We start from the raw sequence: 20,663 nt of genomic DNA, 5'->3' as shown, positions 1-20,663 counted from the left end.
GCCTTGGCGACTCTAGGGGTTTGTAACGTGTCGGACCCATCGCCTACTCTCACGTACCCCCAACCGAGGAGCACCATGCACAACCCCACCCCCACCGACACCGGAAGCGAGATCATCAGACTCGTCGGTGTCATCCGACTGAGCAGAGCCAACGACAAGAGCACCGCCCCCGAACGCCAGCGCGCCGAGATCGAAGCCGCCCTAGCCCGGAATGAGGTGATCGTGGGATGGGCTGAGGATGTCGGCGTCTCTGGCTCACTCGCGCCTGCGAAGCGCCCCGGGCTTGGCCCCTGGCTCAGTGACAGCCCGCCCAAGGAGTTTGACGGACTCATCGCAATCAAGATCGACAGGTTGTCACGTCGATCCATTCACTTTCATGAGCTTGTCGAGTGGGCTGACAAGAACGGGAAGATCCTCAAGGCGGTCAAGGACCAGTTTGACCTGTCAACCTGGGTTGGCAAGTTGATCGCGATGATTATCGCCATCTTCGCAGAGGGTGAACTTGAGTCCATTCGCGAGAGGGTTTTGGCTTCCCGGAAGACCCTTCGGGAGAACGGACGTTTCCTTGGTGGACCAGGTCCTTACTGGTGTGACTCCGAAGTACGCCAAATCGGAGAGGGCAAGAAGGGAACCTTCCTAGCTCTTAACAAGGAGCGCGTGAAGATCGTCCGTGAAATGATCGACTTGGCCCTAGGACGCCTGCCAATTAACGGCGTCTGGGCTCCCGGGGGCTGGTCGTACGAGAAGATCGCTGAGTACCTGACAGAGAAGGGCTATCCGTCCCCCTCTGATGTGGTTCGCATCAAGCAGGGCAAGGAGCCCAAGGGAACTAAGTGGAACGGCGTCACGGTGTGGACGATCCTGACCAACGAGACTCTTCGCGGGTACACCACCATGCTTGCCGACGCCAAGCGGAAGCTGTACAAGGTCGTGAGACACCCTGACGGCACACCGGTCATGCGATGTGAACCCGTTGTCACCGATGCTGAATGGTTCCTTTTGCAGGAGCGCATTACCCGGGGCAGCAAGAGGGCTCCCAACGGGAAGCGGAAGCCGTCCCCCCTTCGGGAAATTTCCTACTGCGCTCTTTGTGGAGCCGCGTACAGACACAACAATCCGAGCACTCGCAACGTTCGCACCTACATTTGCGGCTCTGTGAAGTCGAAAACCAAGTGCCGAGGCATGTCAGTGGATGCCAACTGGCTTGAAGCCCAGGTGGAAGAGTCCATCTTGGACATGGTCGGAGACCGAAAAAGGGTGTCCCCCGTCAAGGTCCCCGGGGTTGACTACAGCGAGGACCTTGCACGACTTGAGGAAGCCATCTCCTCAGTCCGACGCGAAAAAGACCTTGGCCTGTACAACTACCCTGGGGGCGAGGATGAGTACATGGAACGACTGGGAAACCTGGTCGCGGACAGGCAGAAGTTGAGTAGCATGGCCACTACTGAGGACCGGATCGAGTACGTAGAAATGGGCGAGACTTTCGCGGAGTACTGGAAGCGCTCTGACTGGCCCGAAAGGAACTTCTTCCTTACGTCAGTGAAGGCCCGGATTGAGGTCACGCGGGTTCCTGACGAACTTGGCAATCCCGGGATTCCGGCTACTCAGATCGTCATCCCGGACCTTGAAACCTTGATCAAGGCGTCCGAACAGGTCACAGCCCTAGCGGAATAAGCTACCTGATTCTTACACGGTGAAGAGGGGTGGGTGCCTCGGACACTCACCCCTCTAACACTAGGACGAGACAACGATGGGGGGATAAAGGGGGGTAACACATAATAACTTAACAACTAAAAACCCCCACAAGGGGGTTGTTTATATTAACTAGTTATATTTACCTCCTAGGTATTTTAACCTCCGAGTAAGCCGCACCCTTGAAGGTGCGGCTTCTCAGATACTCATCACTCAATATGTTGGTGTAGACGGAGTTAAGACACGGACAACCAAGACGGGAGGCTCTGAGGTTGCCGAGAGCAAAAACCATATGTGCGCAGTCCGGGTGTCTTGAGGTCTCCGTCCGTGAGGGCAAGTGCGCGACGCACGCCCGTCCATCCTGGTCCAGGATCTCAGCGAGGAACCTGAACCGTCCGGGGAACTGGGGCACTCTCAGGCACCAGGCCCGGCAGAGAGCCCGAGGCACCTGCTACAGGTGTGGGGCCTCCGGGGCAAAGATCGTGGATCACGTCACCCCGGTTTCCCGGGGTGGGACGAATCAACTTTCTAACTTGGCCGTGATCTGTGGTCCGTGCCATGCGAAGAAAACTTACCGGGAGCGGTTTCTGTAACACCGTTCACGGGGGCGCACCGCAGCGCGCAAGGACGCAAGGAGCGGTGCTAGGTCGATTGGGAGGGCATTCGATTGGTCGTCAGGTTGGCGGAGTCTGGTCAAACGCAACCAGCGTGGAGCTGGTGACCCTAAAGGGGTCCGAGGGTTCAAATCCCTCACCTGACACTGTGTGGATGAGCGAGCCCCTAGCCAGGGAACGTGAGTCGCACTAGGGGCAGAGTGTAGGCAGCACACCGGCCCGAGTAGCCACGGTGGCCCCGTGGTGAAACAGGCGGGAGGCGAGGGGTTCGATTCCCCCGGCCCTGCTAGCGTAGACAGCGGAAGGCCCGCCCTCACCACGTCTGAGGGCGGGCCTTCGTCTTGTCGGGCCTACTTCTTGGCACCCTCTGTCAGGTGCGCCTTTACGGCCTTGCGAAGCTCCGTGTAGTCCAGAGCTTCGATGTTCGCCTTACTCATGTCGCTGCTGTCCGTCAGCGTCTCCTGAGCCCACTTGGTGAACTCAGCGGCGGACTTGCCGGGCTTGAACAGCTTCCCGGCCTGGTCGGACACCTGAGAGCTTGTGAGCAGCCTGACGGCCGTCTCCAGGGTGTCAGGCTCCGACACCTGGAAGGGGCTAGGCACCTGCGGAGCTTCCTTCTTGGGGGTGTCCTCAGAGGACACCAGCGGCATTCCTTCCGCCGCTTCGTACTGCGCGATGATCTGAGTTGGGATGCGTCCCCGCTCGTTCACGTCGATTCCGCTGGCCTTGGCCCAACGACGGATCTCCTTCGTCCGCTCACGGTCTGACGTCGGCCGGGAGTCCGCGCTACGGCCGCGACCAGGCCCGCCCGGCTTCACGGGAGCCTTGCGGGCTGCCCTCAGGAAGTCGGCAAGCGCTTCGCGCAGCTTTCCGGCGTTCTCCGTGGACAGGTCGATCTCATACATCGACCCATCGAGACCGAATGCGATCGTCTCAGCGGCTTCGCCGCCGTCGAGATCGTCAATGAGTTTGGTGATAACCCTTTGCGCCATCTTGTGTCTCCTTTCGCATGGCGTGAGACCACCATACACCATTCTTGGAGTAGTCAAGCCCTTATAGCCCAAATGGTAGAGGCACCGGTCTTAGGAACCGGCTAGTGAAGGTTCGAGTCCTTCTAAGGGCACTCTTCCCCTGTAGCTCAGTCGGCAGAGCGACGCACTGTTAATGCGCCTGTCCCTGGTTCGAGTCCAGGCGGGGGAGCACACGATACTATCGTTTCATTGGGGCGATGCGCAGATCGAACCCGGCCTTACGAATCTCCGTGATTGCTTGGTCCATCCAACGGCCTCGTCCTGCCGCGCAATCGGAGTCGTCGCACTTGAAGACAGAGAAAAATTTCCCCGGGCCGAGCGCGTACATCTCGCCCCGCTCCACAGCTTCGGACCACTCGCGCGTGATCGTCTCGTCTACCTGACGGGCCTGGGCTGAGTCACCCCCAGCGGCCTTGAGGGCATCTCTCAAGTAGTCCATCACGTCCTTGGCCGCGTGCTCCTTGGTTGCGCGGCTTCCGTCGATGAGCGGAATCAGAAAATTACGACCGGTCTTGTCCGGCTGTGCGATCAGCTTTGCGCCGTGCCAGTGAGTCATGTCCGCATCATACACACCTACATAAGAAAGGGGGTCTCTTGGCAGGAAGAGGACCGCGACCTAGTCCGAACGCTAGGCGAACCAACAACAAGCACAAGACCGTTGCTGTGTCTGAAGACGCGACGCCGAAGGCCCCCAAGCTCTTCAAGAGGGCGTCATACAGCACGGCCGTACACCGCTGGTGGGACACGTGGGCCGAGAGTCCGCAGGCTGAACTTTTTTTGTCCTCCGACTGGGAACGCCTACAGATGCTCGCCCCCCTGGTACAGGCGTATTGGGAGGAGCCCAAAACGTCCATCCTGGCAGAGATCCGTCTGAATGAGGAGCGCCTAGGGGCCACCATTCGAGATCGCCAGTCCCTCAGGATGACGCTCAAGAGCCCCCAGGAGGACGATGACGACCAGGAGTACGACGCAGCCAACGACGCCCCTGTGGTCGATATGGAGCTGTATCGGGAGCTAGGCGGCGGTGGTGCCTGATGCAGACAGGAAACATCCCCGCGCACGTGCCGCACCCAACACGCTCACTTGGTTATCAGATCATCCGTTGGGCTGAGGAAAACATTAGACAGCCTGACGGCAAGGACGCGGGCGGTCCGTGGAGTTTCACACCAGAGCAAAAGCGTTTCATCCTGTGGTTTTACGTCATTGACGACGAAGGAAAGTGGCTTTACAGGACGGGCGCATTGCGCCGTTCAAAGGGGTGGGGCAAGTCCCCTTCCTTGCGGCACTGTCCATCATTGAGTTTGTTGGGCCGTGCCGCTTCTCCCACTTTGACCGGAACGGTTTCCCCGTTGCCGTGGCCGTGGCGGCTCCCTGGATTCAGCTAGCAGCCACTGCCATTCACCAGACCGTCAACACGATGGACTCCATTCGGGGCATGCTCGTTGAGTCTCCTCTCATTCGTGAGAAGAAGATCGACGTTGGTAAGACGATCATCCAGTTTTCGGATGGCCACCCCGGAAAGATTGAACCGGTGACCTCCAATTCGGCCACGCTTGAGGGTGGTCGTCCCACTTTTGCGGTTCTTGATGAAACTCATCACTGGACTGAAAGCAACGGCGGGCACAAGGTTGCGAAGGTTATTGACCGTAACATCCGAAAGAATCCCGAGGGTGCAGCGCGTTACGTCGAATCAACGAACGCATATAATCCGGCCGAAGATTCGGTAGCCCAGGTGACGCATGAAGCGGCCATGTACAAGGGTGCCTCAGACATTCTTTATGACTGTGTAGAGGCCCCGGGAACAGTCACCACCAAGCACACTGACGACCAAATCCGGGAAGCCCTGAAAATCTCCTACGGTGATTCGTCGTGGGTTGACGTGGATTCGATCCTTGCAGCGATCCGAGATCCGCGAACGCCTGAGCATGACTCTTACAGGTTCTATTTCAATCAGATCAAGGAGACCATTGATACGTGGATTCCTTCTGAGGTGTGGACCGAGAGGGCCGACGAACTTTCACCCATCAAACAAGGCGATCAGATCGCTATCGGATTCGATGGGTCCTTGTATGACGACTGCACAGCTATGATCGGCTGTCGTCTTACTGACGGGAAGTTGTTCGTGCTTGGCATATGGGACCCCGCAGATAACGGCGGGGAGGTTGACGTTGGAGCCGTTGACGCCACGTTCCGAAATGCGTTTAAACAGTATCGCGTTGCGTGGGTCTACGCGGACCCTTATTACTGGCAGGACATCATTGACCGTTGGTCTGTGGCCTTCGGGGAAAAGCTTGTTTTCAAGTTTCCCACGAACCGTGTCAAGACGATGGCCGAGGCCGTTGAACGGTTTCACACCAGCACGGTAACCGGCCAACTCGTTCACGATGGGGACCCGATGCTTGCATGGCACATCGGCAACGCGCTAACCAAGGAAACTCCGCATGGTGTGATCCTGCGCAAGGACAAGCCGAAGTCCAAGAACAAAATTGATGCCGCTGTCGCGGCCATTCTCGCTTATGAGGCCCGAGGCGATGCTATTGCCGATGGCCGCATGAAGCGACGTACCAGGATTCTAGGTCTCTAGGAAGGGGGGCACATGGTATACGAGTTTAGTGGTGCCCCCGAGACTCCTACGGATTGGATGCACTATCTAGAGGGCAAGCTAGCTGTCCAGCAAGGGCGGAACGACAAGTACCAGAAATATTATGATTCTGAGGAACGGGTCTTAGCGTTCGCTCAGAAGAAGTTTGCCGAAGAGTTCGGCGGGATGTTCGTTGACTGGCGAGACAATTTTTGTTCTCTTGTTGTTGACTCCATCTCGGAGCGCCTGAACGTTCGTGGTTTCCGCATGAGCGAACAGCCCGAGGCAGACAAAGACGCTCAGGAGATTTGGCAGCGCAACTTTCTTGATGCAGATTCCAACGCCGCCCACATCGCGGCTCTGGTGTCAGGCCGCTCCTATCTAGCAGTCTGGGGCGACAAGGACGATAATCCCATTATCTCCCCTGAGACGTCCTCTGAGGTTGTTGTCCAGTACAAGCCCGGGAGCCGTAGAGAGCTACAGGCGGGGCTTAAGCAGTACCGGGACGACTGGGGCACGGACTACTGCACTCTGTGGACCCCTGAGGCTGTCTACACGTCCACCAGGGGAGCGGGAAAGAACGGGTGGGGCGATCCTAAGCGGGAATCCAACCCGCTTGGAGTTGTCCCCTTGGTCGCGTTAGAGAATCGTGCCCGGCTACGTCGGACGATTCCCTATTCTGAGATTCATCCTGTCATTCCTCTCCAGGACGCCATCACCAAGATTGCGGCCGATGCGATCGTAGCGAGTGAGTTTGCGGCCTATCCTCAGCGTGTTCTAGCTGGCATTGAGATCCCGGTAGATGAGAACGGCAACGAAATCGCTCCTGTCAGAGCTGCGATTGATCGCATGTTCCTTCTTGAGGACAAGGATGCTCGCTGGGGGCAGTTTGAGGCCGCAGACCTGAACAATTACGTGAATCTCATCAATATGCTGGTGCAGCACATCAGCACGATTTCACGTGTCCCCCCTCACTATTTCTTGATCAACGGCGGGCAGGCTCCTTCCGGTGAGTCCATCCAGTCGGCCGAGGCCGGTCTAGTAGCTAAGGCCCGAGAGCGCCAATTGCATTTTGGCGAGGCTTGGGAACAGGCGATGCGGCTGGCATTCAAGGTCAAGGGCGATTCACGGGCCGAAGCATGGCACGCTGAAACCATTTGGGACGATCCCGAATACCGCAGTGAGGGCGTTCGGGTCGATGCCTTGGTTAAGTTGCGTCAGGGTCTCGGAGTTCCTCGTAAGCAACTGTGGGAGGACTATGGTTATACGCCTTCCCAGATTGAACGCTTTGAGCAGATGGCCAAGGACGAACAGAAGGCCGTGATTGAAGAGCAGCGGGCACTAGCCGCCGTAACGGGGGCACAAGGTGGCTCCGCTCCTGCCGGTAACGGAACCAAGGCCGGGGACAAGCAAGCCCCCGGAAACGCGGGCAACAACGCCCGAAAGACCGGGGAGGTCAAGTAATGACCGATCTTGATAACCGATTTGGCTATCACGCTCCCAATGAGAACAAACGGAAGTCCCACGAGCAGATGCGACGCGCCCTGAGAGATGCGGCTGAACATGCCGACACCCTTCTACCCGAGGGAAGAGAAAAGTCTCTCAGTCTTACCAAGCTTGAAGAAGCGATGTTTTGGGCTAACGCTTCAATCGCGAGGAACTAACTAACCAATACAGGACAGACCGCCGAAACGGTGGTCTTTTTTGTTGCGCCGAAATGGGGTTTCAAAGTGTCTGACAATCAGAACAACAGCGAGAACAATACGCCCGCCAATGAGAACCAGGGCGTGAAGACCGACGACAACAACGGTGCTGGCCAGACCGTTGACGACGCGGCCAAGTGGAAGGCACTCAGCCGCAAGAACGAGAACGAGCTAGAGAAGGCCCGCAAGGAGATTGAGCGCCTTAAGGCCGCTCAGATGACCGACGCCGAAAAGGCGATGGAACAGGCCAAGGAAGAGGGGCGAAAGGCCGCCCTGTCAGAGGTTGGCAATCGACTTGCCGAGGCTGAGATCAAGGCGGCGGCAGCCAGCGCGGGGCGCAAGGTTCCGGAGGGCTTTAGCGACTACCTGAACCTTTCCGCATTCGTGGGTGATGACGGCTCCCCCAACTCCGATGCCGTTACTTCGTTTGTCAACACCCTTCCCGAGGTCAACAGTTCCCCGAGGTTCCCCCAGAACACCGGACTTGGCCCTCAGGGGGGTTCCGCAGTTCCTCAGCTCACCCGTGCCGATATGGCCCGGATGAGCCCTCAGGAAATCGTCAAGGCCCGACAAGATGGCCGTTTTGACGACCTTCTCAATGGATCTAGTTAAATTCAGGAGGGCGATCTATGCCTTTTACTGATCAGGGTAATGGTACCCAGATTCAGACTGGTAATACTTTCTTCCAGTCGGCTAATAACAACACCCTCGGGACTTTCATTCCTGAGATTTGGTCTAGTCAGCTCTTTGTCGATCTTGAGTCTGCGCTCATCCTTTCTGGTGGGCTTATTTCTAATCGCCAGTATGAGGGCGAGATCCGAAATCAGGGTGACACGGTCCGGATTCCTCACTTCCTTGACAAGGCAAGCGTTGGGGAGGGCTACGACCCCTATAGCGAGATTGGTGAGGCTAACCGGGCCGAGAGTGACAGTCTTCTGATCCGCATTGATCAGGCCCGGACTATCCACTTTGAAGTTGACGACCTTCATCAGCTCCAGACTTCCCAGGGTCTCAACCTCATGCAGAATCTCACCAGCACCCATGCACGGGCACTGGCTGAGAGCATGGATCGACATGTTGCCGCCACGGTTAAGGCAGCGATTAACGGCCTGGACCATAACTTTGGTGATGGCACCCTTCACGGCTCCGTCAAGATGATCACCCCGCCCGCCAATGGGGCCGAGATCTATTCCAAGGTCATTGAGGCTCGCACGATTCTCGACATTAACAATGTTCCGGAGAATGGTCGATACCTGCTAATCGGTCCGGCCGAGTACGCGATGATCCTGCTTGACCCGAACTTCATTGACGCCAGCAAGTACGGCGCTGGCTCGGTTCTGGTGAATGGCGAGGTTGGCCGGATTGCCGGTATGACCGTGATCCTGTCCAACACCATTGGCTCTCACCTGACTGACGCTCAGTATGCCGACCTTCCCGGCGTCGCTGGTGCCTACGGTGTTCGCAAGCCTAATTCTGGTGGTCACGACATTCACATGATCGTTGGTCACTCGATGGCACTTTCTACCATCGGTTCCCTTACTCGCCTTGAGGCGTACCGACCCGAGAAGAAGTTTACGAATGCCGTAAAGGGCCTCTACGTGTTTGGTAGCAAGCTTATGCGCCCTGAGGCGATGGTGGTTGTCGGCACTGTTCCTGCCCCTTCTCCGTGATGGTATCGCCGCCAACAAGCCAGCTAACGACTAGCTAAGCGATACCCGATAGGAGAACATGAATGGCAACCACACAGCAGCTCACCGTTACGGCCACGTATGGCAGTGGCTCAACATCTGATGTGACCGCTTCCGCCGCTTACAGCTCCAGTGACGAGCTGGTTGCCACGGTGGACACGGCGGGTCTCATCACGGCAGTGGGGGCGGGCTCGGCCACGGTTACGGCAACGTTTGATGGGTCCAGTAGTTCGTGTGCTGTAACGGTGACTGACACCGTTCAGGGTCTTTCTGTAGAGCCTACTACGGCCGATCTAGACCCGGGGGCCTAGACCTATGCCTCTAGCCACCGTGGACGAATTCCGGGATCGACTAGGCAGGGATCTAGACGAGCCTGAGAACAGACGGGCACAGGCCATCATTGATGACGTCTCCGCGCTTGTCACCTCGTACTGTAAGCGGACGTTCAGCGATCCGCCTCCGGCTGACGTCAAGGCCGTGGTGTTGTCGGAGTCCATCAGCGCTTTTAACACGGTCCCCGGTCTCCGGAGTGAGAACATCGGAGATGTTCAGGTTTCCTATTCTTATTCAACGGGATCGGGTTCTCTCTCCTCTTCTTCTCGAAATGCCCTGAGTGCCTATCGGCTCAAGTTCGGCACGGTTCGCATGACGACGCTTGAGGGGGGTGCTTGATGATCTTCAACACGATTGTGACGGCTCTTAGGGCACCTCTCATTGAAACCCCCTACGGGGAGCGTCGGGACTGGGACAACGCTAGTGTGGTGTATTCGGGTCCTGCGTCACTCCAGTACAGATCCACGAACGATATTCGCCCTGTAGATGATGAGGCGGCTATGGAAAAAGCCACCTTGTACATGCATCACGGGGACTTCCAGAAAGAAGATCGTGTGCTTGTAGACGGCGCTACTTGGGTGATTGAAGGAGTGCCCTTCTCTCGATCCCTTTTCCGAATCCGATACACCAAGGTCTATGTCCGAAGGGTCGAATAATGTCCGCGTCGTTTAACGTCGATGGCTCTGCCTTGTGGCGCGCGGCTCAAACACCAGAGATGACTACCGAGGTTCAGCGCGTCACAGGAAACATCGACAAGGAAGTTCGCGGGACGGCCCCCAGGACCAGAGGCAATGCCTACCGAGGCAACGTGAATGCGTATATCCAGAGAGATCCCAAGGAAGGGATTCGGGGTCTGGTCGTGGCCAGCCGCCATGAGATGGTAATCGAATTTGGCTGGACTGATCTCAAAGGCAAGTGGCATCCGGGCCAATACATCATGACAAAGGCCCTCAAGAAACAACAGGTAGGCGGTCCTCGTATTCGCGGAGCCGTGGAGCCTAAACCAGGCAATCGCAGCTCTACACGTGGCGCTACCGGCCGAGGCCGTGAGACAGGAAGACCGGAACGATGAAAGACCCCATCATCCTCGCTTCTGAGGCTCTGAGATCAACCATAAGCGCCCCAATCAAGGCGGACAGAGTCGGACATCAGGTAGGCGATTCTCTCGTCTTGGTGGCGCTCTCAGGGATGGAGAGAGTAGTTCAACACCGATTAGAGGTAGCTGACTACACGGCACATTGTTACGGGCCTTCTAAGCAGGAGGCCCTTTCTCTTGCCATGAGGGTTCGTGCGGCGGTTCTCAATGTCGATCTACATGCCTCTTCCGGCGTGGTCATCACTGATTCCGTGGCGTCCGGCCCCAACGACCTTCCCGACGAGGATTCCGGTGAACAGAGATTCATTGTCGATTTCTCTTTCTTCTATTACGAGACTGGAGGATAAACGTTGGCCAATAACCAGAATGCCGATGCTATCCGGTTTGCCCCCAAGGCAACCATTTATTTTGCCCCGAAGGGCACCGATGTTAGCGGCCTGATGGATGATGTCATGGCCGCGATTCCGGCCGAGTGCACTGCAATGGGATACACGGCCGAGGATGGAATTGAACTCACCCCTTCCGTTGAAACCAACCCGGTTAACGTTCACCAGAGCGCAACGCCGGTTAAGTTTGTCGTGGCGTCTGCTAGCGCCACTCTTGCTTTTACCATGATGCAGTTTGACGAGAACACCGTTCCTGTCTACTTCGGAACTGACTTTGTTGATGGTGTGGACGGCACCAAGGTACTTGACCTAAGTTCCACGCCTGAGCTTGCTGAGAACGTTGTCATTGTTGAATGGGGCGACTTCGTAGAGGACACCTCTGGGGCCACTCCCGTGCTGGTGTCTGGCACCAAGGCCCGACTAATCGTTCCTCGGGGAATGCTGTCTGAGCGTAACGCGATCAGCCTTACCAAGACGGATGCGCAGCAGCTCGGCGTCACCATTCAGGCCCTAGACCTTAACGGTTCCCTGGGCAAGGTTCTGATGAAGACCGCTGACGGGTCCGTCCCTTCTCCCTAATGGTGTCGCCCGCAACAGTAGAGCTAACCACTAGCTAAGCGACACCTTAAACACATCTAACCAACCGCAGCAAAGGGGTACACCTAATGGCCACCAAGACCGCCGCCAAGGACAGCAAGACCACCGACGAGGCTCAGAACAACGAGGCCAATGAGGGCATGGCTACCGTTGAGTTCAAGGGCGATACGTATACCGTTCCCAGTGCCCTTGATCTCCCTTGGGAGATTCTAGAGGCCATCCGGGCTAACAACGAGTCAGCCATTCTAGCGGGTGTTCTTGGGGATGATCAGCTAGCCCAGTGGCGGGAGCATCGGCCGACCATCCGTGAGGGTCTGGACTTCCTTGAGAAGCTTCTGAACGCGATTGGATTTGATGACCTGGGAAACTAAAGGTCACGGCTTATGTTCTGCACCGGTATCCCGCAGAAGTTGAGGCCGATCTACTCGACATTTTCCATCTTGACCTCTTGGACCTCTACAGGGGACAGCTCTCGTTGCGAAGGGTTCATGTCCTGGTTCATCGGCTCTTGGGAATGCCGGGTAGATCGGCTCTTTGTGGTGCGGTAGATAAGTCGGCTTCTTGGGAAACAACGGAGCACCTTCTAGCCGCCTTGGTTGATGAAGTTGCCCTGTCGAACTACCTATTCCAGCGCGTGAACTTCAAGCAAGATCCAAGATTCCCGGAGCCGGTCAAGAGACCGGGGCAAGACAGTGATCCCAAGGACCAACCGAAGCCGACTAAGAAGGCCCCTCAGGGTGATTTTGCTTCTCCTCAAAAGGTGGCTTCGGTGTTCGCTTCCCTGCAATTTTAGGAAGGAGGGGTCTCGTGTCTTCACCTATTAAGGTTGGTTCGGGATATATTGAAGTTACCCCGCGCCTCAGCAAGAATGCCGTTGACAGATTTCAGACGACCCTAAACCGGCGTATGGCCCTTATGGGCGGTAATGCTGGCCGGGCTATGGGTGCGAGCCTCACCACCGCCATGTCCAAGCGGTTAGAAAAAGAGCTTCCGAGCCTCGGGCGGGTTTTCAGCGCAGAAGCCACGAAGGCCGGGACCGCCTACGGTGAGTCTTTGGTGGATGCCATCACCAAGACCTCTAAGGGTCGCATTACTTTTGCGGATGCCGCTGACGTCAAGCGTATGAGGAGGTCAGCGTCTCGGGCCGGTAAGGATGTAGCCAAAGACTTCTCGAATGGGCTAGCGAGTGAGAACGACGGAGAAAGAGCATTCGTCAAGAACTTCCGGGCTGCCCTTAAGGAAGCCCGCCTAGCTTCTCGTGAAGCTATGTCCATCTCCCATTCTGCCAACATCGTCCGTCGCCAGTCTCGCAATCTCCTACAGGATTTCGTCAGCCTGGAAACGGCCTTTGCCGATCAGTTTGCTGCCGCCATGCGTAAGGCCAGCGTGGTGTCTCACGAAACGGTGAACGCTCAACGTGACGTCGCCCGAACTCTGGCTAGGACTAGGGCGATCTGGGACGAGTTGAACGCCACGGTGACCCACTCCGAAGAGGTGATGAGCCGAGGACTGAGAAACATCGTCGGTCTGGGAAACGTTACCAATCAACAGCTTCGGAACACTGCTGAATCCGTGCGTCAGTGGTCCAATAGGATGCAGGGCTTCGGGCAAGACTGGTCCCTGTTTATTACGGCCCCTATCGCAGGCTCTCTGGCTCTTGTGTCTGTCTGGGGTCTCCAGGTTGGGGCTGAACTGGAAAAGGCCAGAATCGGCATTCAACGTCTCGCAGAGACAGCGGGGCACTCCCTGGCTGAGGCCACAGCACTAGCCAATGCCCAGCTTGCCGACCTTCGCCAGTTCGCAGAAGACAGCACCTTTGAATTTGCTCCGCTGGCGAACGGTGTTCAACGCCTTATGGCGGCCGGGGTGGAGGCTGAGACCGCTACCGAGTGGCTAAAGGTCTTGGGCGATACCACGGCGGCCTATGGCGCTGGTGCTGACGAGATGCGTCGTGCTGTCATTGGTATGTCTCAGTCGATGGCGTCCGGCAAGATTTACGCCCAGGACATGAATCAGCTCAACAATGCTGGTATTCCTGTGTGGCGTCTCATGGCGGAAGCGACTGGCCAGAGTGAGGCGGCTCTGCGAAAGCTGGGCAGAGAGGGCAAGCTACTCGCGGATGATATTTGGCCTCAGCTCATTGAGGAGATGAGCCAGTACAACGGCACTGCTGCGGATATGGCCAACACGGTTCCCCTCTACGCTTGGCAGAATGCCGTGGAGCGGTTTCGCAACTCGCTTGGTGACCTAATCAACGGCACGGATGAAACGATGGAGATCGTCAATCCCGAACGTCCGGCGATGTGGATCGAACTTTTCAATCAGATTGAAGAGACTCTAACCCGGATCGTTCCCACTATTGGCGGTGCTCTAGATTTCATCGTTCCTCACCTCACCCAAGGTTTTGAAGCCCTAAACGGATTCCTGGATTCGATCACCAACGGCGAAGGGGAAATCTCTAACTTTGGCGTTGCCCTTCTTGGTATCGCGGCCTTCCTTGGTCCCGTTATGGTCGCAGTCGGCTTCATCGGCCGTGGGATTGCTTCCCTGATTTCTGGTCTCCGGCTCTTGCCGGACAATGTTGCCAGCCTCAATGAGACGGTTGAGAAGTTGGTGGATCTCGGTGACGGCATGGACAATGTCGGCTCTTCGGCCTCTGAGATGAGCGGAGAGATTACCAAGGTTGGAGACGAGTCTCAGACCCTTCGGGAGCGAATCAAGGGCGTAGGCGACTATCTAGGCAGTGCTGCGTCTTCCGGCTGGAGTCAGGGCACGGACGCCTTTGACCGCCTGGGGGCGGCGGCCACAAGTGCCCGGGATCGTGTACGTGATTTCTCGTACGGAACTCAGGCGTTCGTCGTTAACCGCCTCATCGACGTCAATGAGGGTCTTTCCCGGGCTGGCTCACGTATTGCTGATTTCGGTAGGGCAGCGGCCGAGCTTCCCGGCAGGGTGAATGACGGCTTCACCCGCATCATGGACAGAGTCAATGATCTTCGTGTTGATGTCCGAGACATGGCCGGATTCGTCAAGCTGCAAATGCCTCAGTCTTGGGGTGAAGCGTCCGACATGGCGAAGGCCGCACTAGAGGACCTGTCTGATTTCACAGAACGCAAGTTCAATCAGATTCGCGAGTCTGGTCGGAACATCGTCGTTACCATTCGGCAGAGGTACGAGGAAGCGGGCGGCATCCGTGGCATTGCACGGTCCGGCGTTCAGGCCGTAGGCCGTGGGGCTCAAGCTGCGGGACGGGGAGCTGTAGCGGCAGCCCGAGGAACCTTCGGCGCTGTCGGTGCCCTGATGTCGGTATTGGACTCCGTACTAGGTCCAGCTCTTGAGAGCCTACAAAAAATTCTCGCTCCCGCTCTTGAAATGCTGGCACCAGTTTTCCAGAAACTAGCCGAGGCATTTGGCAACGCACTCCTGCCAGCGCTGACAGTTGCCATTGTTGCCCTGACTCCTGCGCTTCTTGCTTTCACGCCAATTCTTGAGCAACTAGGCGAGATCCTAGGCCCAGTAATTGAGGAACTGGCAGCAGCCCTAGGCCCCATGATCGAACAAATGGTTCCAATCATTGGGGAACTACTGACGCAGCTTTCACCATTCCTGAGCGAAATAGCCGGATTCATCGTAGAAGTAATGGGTGCCCTAGCGCCAATTCTAGGCGAGTTGCTTATTGCCTTGATGCCGGTAGTTGAAATGATTGCAGGCGCTTTTCTAGAAGCCCTGAATTTCCTTCTGCCTGTCGTCACCAGCATCCTAGGGGCAATCTCGCCACTTGTCCCCATTATTGGCGATTTGCTCATGTCAGCGATCGAAACTCTCCTTCCGATCGTCTTTCAGTTGTTTGAGGCATTTTCACCTTTGCTTCCAGTTCTGGTGATGCTTCTAGAGGCCGTGATGCCGATCATTGAAGCACTAATGCCATTGATTGAGCTAATCGGCACGCTTCTCGGTTTGGTCGTTTCTATTCTCGCCCCAATTATCGAGTTGGCGGCGACAATTCTAGCATGGCTAATCGAGAAAGCGCTAGTTCCTTTGATTGGCTGGATTGCTGATGCGGTTGAATGGGTCGCTGAAAAGCTAGGGCCAAAGATCGAATGGCTGAGTGAAAAACTGGTCGATTTCACGGAAGTTGTTCGGGGCAAGTTCGAGGATTTCCGTGAAAAGTGGGATGAAATCTGGGATGCCCTAGGCGATAAAGCCCAGGACATTTACGACAATTGGATTAAGCCGGTCGTGGATGGCGTGGGCGAAGCCTGGGATAAGGTCACTGGTCTTTTCTCTGGTGATCCTGATGAAGAGCCCGAAAGAAGGGCGCAGGGTGGAGTTATCCCGGGTTATGCTCCGGGCATTGATTCCGTTCCCGCTCTTCTGTCCCCTGGCGAAGGAATCCTAAGGCCGGAGGTCGTGCGGTGGCTCGGCAAGTCCACTATTGACCGCTGGAACGCTGGGGCTATGTCGGGGGCAATCCCTCGCTTTGCTGCTGGTGGCATTGTCGGCGCTTCCAAGGCTGCCACTGATGCCGCTTCTGCGGTCCTGAGTGGCCCTGTGCTGGCTACTCCGGTACCTGAGGCCGGGAAGATGCTTGAGGGCCTGGTGGGTGAGTACGAGGCCGCCACGGGCGACATTGCTACCGACTGGCAGACGTCCGCCGACAAGGTAACCGGCACGACCATCAGGGCGATGGACGATGTCACCAGCTCCTCAAGGGAGGCCCTGGGCACCCTGACTGAGAGGGTTGTCCGGCCCGCCATGAGGCAGTCGGAGAGCCATGTCCGCAGCGGCATGCGAGGCATGACCTCAGAGATCTCTGACGGCTGGTCCGCCATCCAGAGCACGACCAGGAGCCGAGCGGACTCCATCGTCTCTACGATCCGTGATACGTCGAAAGACGCACGCGACCACTGGCGTTCGATGGTTCGGGATATGAACCGGTCCACTGAGGGACTGGTGAACACCAGCTACAGCAAGGGCATCGTGGGGGTTCTTTCTCAGATGTCCTCTCTGGCTGGTGTGAGTAACCCTCTACGTCCGGTCTACCTGTCCACTGGTGGAATCCTCCCGGGCTATCAGCCAGGCATTGACACTGTTCCCGCGATGTTGTCGGCAGGCGAGGCCGTTCTACGCCCCGAGGTTACGCGGATGCTTGGCCCTGAGCTGATCAATGCTTGGAACCGGGCGGCAATGAACGGTGAGATCAGCCGCTTCTCTACAGGCGGCATTGTTGACGGTAGGGCATGGGTCCGAAGGCACCAGGACGACCCTTACGAGGGTTACACAGCCGCCTTCAAGGCGGCCGTGAAGGATCTCCTTAGTCCTTCTCTGGACTTCTTCGCGTCCCTCTCAGGCGGCTACGGCCCCCGAGGGGCCGACGACGTTAGAAGCGGGTTCCCCGGAGTCTCCAAGTGGCTCGGCCTGGTGGACAAGGCCGCGAACTCTGGTGGTAGCGCCAGGAAGGTCATTGACGTTGCCCGCAGAGAATACGAGATCGGCGCGACCGATCGGAACCGATTCAATCAGTTCAACGGCGAAGCCTGGTGTGCCGACTTCGTGAGCTGGGTCGTAGACAAAGCGAAGGCGAACAAGGCTTATTGGAACTCCCCGAAGGGGACTCCCGGCAATCGTTGGCCCGCCGTGGCCACCTGGGAACGGGCTTCGTCCCGAGCTGGAGATTACCACTTTGGCACGAGAGGTATTCAGCCGGGCGACATTGTCACCTACGGCAGTGGCGGCCAGCACATCAACATTGTCGAAAAGGTGCTAGGCGGTGGTTTTTTCCAGACCATTGGCGGCAACGAGAGCGACACCATTCGCCGTACAGTTCGCAGTTCCGCCCGGGGCTATGGTCGGCCCCGCTGGGGCCTGTCCGGAAGCCGTGCCGAGTCCGGACCTTTCAAGGGCCTCACCGTGAAGGGATGGCCGGGGCAGTTCGCTGATCCGCCCGGCGTCCTAGGCGGTGGCATTGACCCTGATGGCCCCGAGGACTGGCTAGCCAAGGGTGCCGTGATCAACAGCCCAACCCGGGCCGTCATTGGCGAAGCTGGCCGAGAGGCGGTTATCCCGCTGACCGATCAACAGAGGGCAGCAACGCTTCTTGAAGAGATCGGCCTGCCTCACAAGGCATATCACTTCACGATTAATGCCGCTCCCAACGTGCCAACTGAGGAGAGCATCATCAAGGCCATGAACTATGCAGACACTATTTACGGGTAGGGGGTTTGAATGCCGATTCCGGTTAGGCTTGACGTTCCTGTCGATCCTGGCCCGGAGACTCCTGATATCCCAGCAATCGAGAGATGGCGTCGGTCAGAGATTACGTGGACTTCCGGCAACGGTGGTTCCGTTCTTCTGACCGGCGACATCTCCGGTTGGAATGCCGGGGTGGTTGTCCAGCCGGGCATCAAGGGTTTTGATGCCCCTCCGTATGACCTACAGCTAGAGGAGTTTCCTTCTCTTGATGGGTCGTATTATCGGGGAGTCAGGGCACAACATCGTGAGCTGATGATCCCCCTGTTTATGTGGGCTCCTGACAGGCGTAGACTCCTGGAGATCAAACGGCGGGTGCTCAACCTGTTCAACCCCAAGAAGGGCCTTGGAACCCTTCGGGTGACCGAGGGGGATGGGTCCAGCCGTACCATTCGATGCTATTACGCCAGCGGCCTAGAGGGCGACGAGCAAGACGCCGGACAGTTCACATATTGCAAGTTCGGCGTTGTTCTTCAAGCTCCAGATCCTTTCTGGTACGGGGACAACATCTCACTCGTATTCGATAGATCCACCCCAAACACGGTCAACTTCTATGATGGCCGAGGAGTGAGAAACGGTGAGCCCGTCATTACTCCTGAGCCGTTCCTAGGTATGCACATCTCCACTGATGTGCCGTCTCAGAGTTCTATTCAGATCTCTATCTCTGGCGACGAGGACACGTGGCCTCTGTGGACCATTAAGGACTACAAGGGTGCTGGCGTCACTCTCAACAATGAGACGACGGGCGAGTCATTCCACCTGAGCTATGAGGCCGATAATACGACCAATGGAAAGGTTATCCGGGTTGATACTCGCCCGGGAAAGAAGTGGGTCTATGAGGGAGTCATGAACGGTGTTGAGTTCACAAGAGAGACGAACCTCTGGCCGCATCTAGAAGCCCGTGACCTATGGCCGATCCCGGAGGGGGAAAGCAGTGCAAGAATCCAAATTCACGCCATCCCCGGATCTGAACCCAAGGGAACGGTGGCGTTGGATTACATGCCGAAGTTCTTGGGGGCTTGATGAGTAGGTTTCTTATTGAGGTTATGCAGCTCGTCACTCACGACGAGTTCGGCCCCCTCAAGCGCCGTGATCAATACTGGGAACGCATTGGACAGATTGACCAATACCTCAGGATCAATCTCGTGATCCGATTCAATGACGTTTCCACGTGGCGGTTGAGGTGCCCGGCCGGGACGGATCAGTCTAAGTTGCTCAAGCCCGGCCGTAAGATCCTCATTTGGTATCAGGGCATGGATAATCCTCTCCTATCCGGGCCTCTGACACAGATTGAACGGTATTGGGACGACTCCAACAAGGGTCTTGGTTCTGTGGATTTCATCGGCAGTTGTGACAATCACGTCCTTGCCGACAACCTATGGACACCGACACCGGATTTCCCAGAGGGCAACGACACTTATCAAGGCCGCTACCGCCTAGCGTACGACCAGCAGACAAGTTACGCCTTTAGTCGCGCCCTGGTGGCCGTGCCTTCCTACCAGTTCGGCCCTCTATCTGAGATTGCCAAGTATGGCGAGACGTACACGGACTCAGAAGGGAGCACCCGCAGGAGAGCGGGAGACACCGAGGGGTACAGGACCCTGCCCGGGTACAAGCTCCTCACGAATACCGAACCCGGCTCACCAGGGGGAGGACCTACCCGGGACGAGTATCCCCGCATCAACTTCAAAGCCCGGTACGACTCACTCATCAATGTCTTTAGAGAGAAGGCCGCCACAGCGGTTGATGAGGCCGGAAGGGTTGTCCCCTGTGGGTTCCGCATGGTTTGGGATGCGGATTCAAAACAGATCACCCCAAGACTGTTCTTCCCCAACCCCGAGGAATCAGCCAAGAAGAATACTTTTTCCCCCGCCTTGGGGAATCTACGCAGATATCAGTACTCCCTCAGGTCTCCGGGGGCTAACCGAGCTTTCTTCGCATTTGATGGGCAGGGGAAGGATCGCAACATCCACTATTTCCCCGTTGACAACTATGATGAAGAGACCGGCGAGGGGGCGAGTTGGCCGCTGGGTGAATGGGGGATCTGGAAGGAAGAGTTTCTAGACCGAAGGGACCAGGCGGTACCCGGAAGCCTGACAGACCCCAATGAGCAAGCCGAGGCCGAAGCACAGATTCAACAGGCTAAGCGTGAATTCTATGAGGCTTCCAAGCCACAAGCCGCGATCTCTATGGAAGTTCTCGACACCGAAGAATTCCAGTTCGGTAGAGACTACTTCGTTGGCGACTATGTCCAAGTAGACATTGACGGGGAACTGATTACAGACATCCTGAGGGAAGTGAACCTAGTAGAGGAATCGGGGCGGTACACGATCACACCGACTGTAGGAACGGGAGATGCCTCGGAAACGCCCGCCCTGTATCGACAGGTGAGGCGCATTTGGAACCGACTAGACATGATTGGGAAGAGGCATGGCTGAGGATTCACACAGTTACCCGTTCAGCGCCGGACCTGGTTCTACGGTCACTGAGAATGATTGGTCGGATATGGCCGTGGACTGGGGGCATCACAGCGGTGTTCGCCCTCCAGGCCCGTACGCCGACCCTAATCCTCTGATGGTCACTCAGGCGAGTTCTTCCACGGTTTCAGTGACTCCAGGAAGAGCCAAGATTGCGGGCTTTCATTACCGCCTCAACGCGACCGCTACCGTAGACATTCCTCTCTTTTCCTCTGC

15 protein-coding genes, 3 tRNA genes and 1 pseudogene are annotated in these 20,663 nt (G+C 56.9%); 17 read left to right on the top strand and 2 right to left on the bottom strand.

The features are described 5' to 3' along the window. Positions 1-75 precede the first annotated feature (75 nt). The 3 genes from AB0I72_RS26805 to AB0I72_RS26795 all read left to right on the top strand — a co-directional run bounded on the left by AB0I72_RS26805 (position 76) and on the right by AB0I72_RS26795 (position 2,452). A complete protein-coding gene (locus AB0I72_RS26805; protein ID WP_358573477.1) occupies positions 76-1,674 on the top strand; it encodes a recombinase family protein in 1,599 nt (532 codons plus the stop codon). Positions 1,675-1,964: 290 nt separating this feature from the next. Further along, positions 1,965-2,285, top strand: coding sequence for an HNH endonuclease (locus AB0I72_RS26800; protein WP_358573475.1), 321 nt, complete (start codon positions 1,965-1,967; stop codon positions 2,283-2,285). Between the two features lie 80 nt (positions 2,286-2,365). Beyond that, positions 2,366-2,452, top strand: a tRNA-Pro gene (locus AB0I72_RS26795). A gap of 504 nt (positions 2,453-2,956) precedes the next feature. Here the strand turns inward: AB0I72_RS26795 and AB0I72_RS26790 are convergent. Continuing rightward, a pseudogene (locus AB0I72_RS26790) lies at positions 2,957-3,298 on the bottom strand (Lsr2 family protein); the annotation flags it as partial. Positions 3,299-3,355: 57 nt separating this feature from the next. Between AB0I72_RS26790 and AB0I72_RS26785 the strand changes: the two are divergent. Next, positions 3,356-3,429, top strand: a tRNA-Leu gene (locus AB0I72_RS26785). Positions 3,430-3,433: 4 nt separating this feature from the next. After that, a tRNA-Asn gene (locus AB0I72_RS26780) sits at positions 3,434-3,506 on the top strand. Positions 3,507-3,515: 9 nt separating this feature from the next. On the opposite strand, the gene AB0I72_RS26775 is transcribed toward AB0I72_RS26780, so the two are convergent. After that, positions 3,516-3,893, bottom strand: a complete 378-nt coding sequence (locus AB0I72_RS26775) for a hypothetical protein (RefSeq protein WP_358573473.1) — start codon at positions 3,891-3,893, stop codon at positions 3,516-3,518. A 107-nt stretch (positions 3,894-4,000) separates the two neighbouring features. Here AB0I72_RS26775 and AB0I72_RS26770 point away from each other — a divergent pair, with 107 nt between their 5' ends. The 12 genes from AB0I72_RS26770 (at position 4,001) to AB0I72_RS26715 (ending at position 20,408) form a co-directional block, all read left to right on the top strand. After that, the gene (locus AB0I72_RS26770; protein WP_358573471.1) at positions 4,001-4,372 is read left to right on the top strand and encodes a hypothetical protein; all 372 of its coding nucleotides are present in this window, start codon (positions 4,001-4,003) and stop codon (positions 4,370-4,372) included. A 184-nt stretch (positions 4,373-4,556) separates the two neighbouring features. Continuing rightward, on the top strand, positions 4,557-5,921 hold the full coding sequence (locus AB0I72_RS26765; RefSeq protein WP_358573469.1) for a terminase TerL endonuclease subunit: 1,365 nt from the start codon (positions 4,557-4,559) through the stop codon (positions 5,919-5,921). Positions 5,922-5,933: 12 nt separating this feature from the next. After that, positions 5,934-7,382 (top strand): phage portal protein, encoded by a 1,449-nt coding sequence (locus AB0I72_RS26760; protein ID WP_358573467.1) that lies wholly within the window; start codon positions 5,934-5,936, stop codon positions 7,380-7,382. A gap of 266 nt (positions 7,383-7,648) precedes the next feature. Then, the gene (locus AB0I72_RS26755) at positions 7,649-8,233 is read left to right on the top strand and encodes a hypothetical protein (RefSeq protein ID WP_358573465.1); all 585 of its coding nucleotides are present in this window, start codon (positions 7,649-7,651) and stop codon (positions 8,231-8,233) included. Positions 8,234-8,250: 17 nt separating this feature from the next. Next, the gene (locus AB0I72_RS26750; protein WP_358573463.1) at positions 8,251-9,291 is read left to right on the top strand and encodes a phage capsid protein; all 1,041 of its coding nucleotides are present in this window, start codon (positions 8,251-8,253) and stop codon (positions 9,289-9,291) included. Between the two features lie 62 nt (positions 9,292-9,353). Next, on the top strand, positions 9,354-9,620 hold the full coding sequence (locus tag AB0I72_RS26745; RefSeq protein ID WP_358573461.1) for an Ig-like domain-containing protein: 267 nt from the start codon (positions 9,354-9,356) through the stop codon (positions 9,618-9,620). A 1,090-nt stretch (positions 9,621-10,710) separates the two neighbouring features. Then, on the top strand, positions 10,711-11,085 hold the full coding sequence (locus AB0I72_RS26740; protein WP_358573459.1) for a hypothetical protein: 375 nt from the start codon (positions 10,711-10,713) through the stop codon (positions 11,083-11,085). A gap of 3 nt (positions 11,086-11,088) precedes the next feature. Continuing rightward, positions 11,089-11,703 carry a hypothetical protein gene (locus AB0I72_RS26735; RefSeq protein WP_358573457.1) on the top strand — a complete coding sequence of 205 codons (615 nt, stop codon included), beginning with the start codon at positions 11,089-11,091 and terminating at the stop codon, positions 11,701-11,703. Positions 11,704-11,789: 86 nt separating this feature from the next. Further along, the gene (locus AB0I72_RS26730) at positions 11,790-12,092 is read left to right on the top strand and encodes a hypothetical protein (protein ID WP_358573455.1); all 303 of its coding nucleotides are present in this window, start codon (positions 11,790-11,792) and stop codon (positions 12,090-12,092) included. A gap of 436 nt (positions 12,093-12,528) precedes the next feature. After that, positions 12,529-17,937 carry a tape measure protein gene (locus AB0I72_RS26725; protein ID WP_358573453.1) on the top strand — a complete coding sequence of 1,803 codons (5,409 nt, stop codon included), beginning with the start codon at positions 12,529-12,531 and terminating at the stop codon, positions 17,935-17,937. Between the two features lie 9 nt (positions 17,938-17,946). Then, entirely contained in the window at positions 17,947-18,993 is a 1,047-nt protein-coding gene (locus AB0I72_RS26720; protein ID WP_358573451.1) for a phage tail domain-containing protein, read from the top strand. Next, positions 18,993-20,408 carry a hypothetical protein gene (locus tag AB0I72_RS26715; RefSeq protein WP_358573449.1) on the top strand — a complete coding sequence of 472 codons (1,416 nt, stop codon included), beginning with the start codon at positions 18,993-18,995 and terminating at the stop codon, positions 20,406-20,408. Before AB0I72_RS26720 ends, AB0I72_RS26715 begins: the two co-directional genes overlap by 1 nt. Positions 20,409-20,663: the final 255 nt, after the last annotated feature.

The sequence above is a fragment of the Nocardiopsis sp. NPDC049922 genome, from assembly GCF_040660275.1.
Classification (GTDB): Bacteria; Actinomycetota; Actinomycetes; order Streptosporangiales; family Streptosporangiaceae; genus Nocardiopsis.
The sequence above is the reverse complement of the archived record's forward strand: the minus strand, read 5'-3'. Positions and strand labels throughout refer to the sequence as shown.

What these genes read in the sequence shown, in the direction of transcription:
- AB0I72_RS26805 (WP_358573477.1), top strand. Translation starts at nt 76, where the DNA reads ATGCACAACCCCACCCCCACCGACACCGGAAGCGAGATCATCAGACTC.
- AB0I72_RS26775 (WP_358573473.1), bottom strand. Translation starts at nt 3,893, where the DNA reads ATGACTCACTGGCACGGCGCAAAGCTGATCGCACAGCCGGACAAGACC.
- AB0I72_RS26760 (WP_358573467.1), top strand. Translation starts at nt 5,934, where the DNA reads ATGGTATACGAGTTTAGTGGTGCCCCCGAGACTCCTACGGATTGGATG.
- AB0I72_RS26750 (WP_358573463.1), top strand. Translation starts at nt 8,251, where the DNA reads ATGCCTTTTACTGATCAGGGTAATGGTACCCAGATTCAGACTGGTAAT.
- AB0I72_RS26745 (WP_358573461.1), top strand. Translation starts at nt 9,354, where the DNA reads ATGGCAACCACACAGCAGCTCACCGTTACGGCCACGTATGGCAGTGGC.
- AB0I72_RS26740 (WP_358573459.1), top strand. Translation starts at nt 10,711, where the DNA reads ATGAAAGACCCCATCATCCTCGCTTCTGAGGCTCTGAGATCAACCATA.
- AB0I72_RS26730 (WP_358573455.1), top strand. Translation starts at nt 11,790, where the DNA reads ATGGCCACCAAGACCGCCGCCAAGGACAGCAAGACCACCGACGAGGCT.
- AB0I72_RS26720 (WP_358573451.1), top strand. Translation starts at nt 17,947, where the DNA reads ATGCCGATTCCGGTTAGGCTTGACGTTCCTGTCGATCCTGGCCCGGAG.
- AB0I72_RS26715 (WP_358573449.1), top strand. Translation starts at nt 18,993, where the DNA reads ATGAGTAGGTTTCTTATTGAGGTTATGCAGCTCGTCACTCACGACGAG.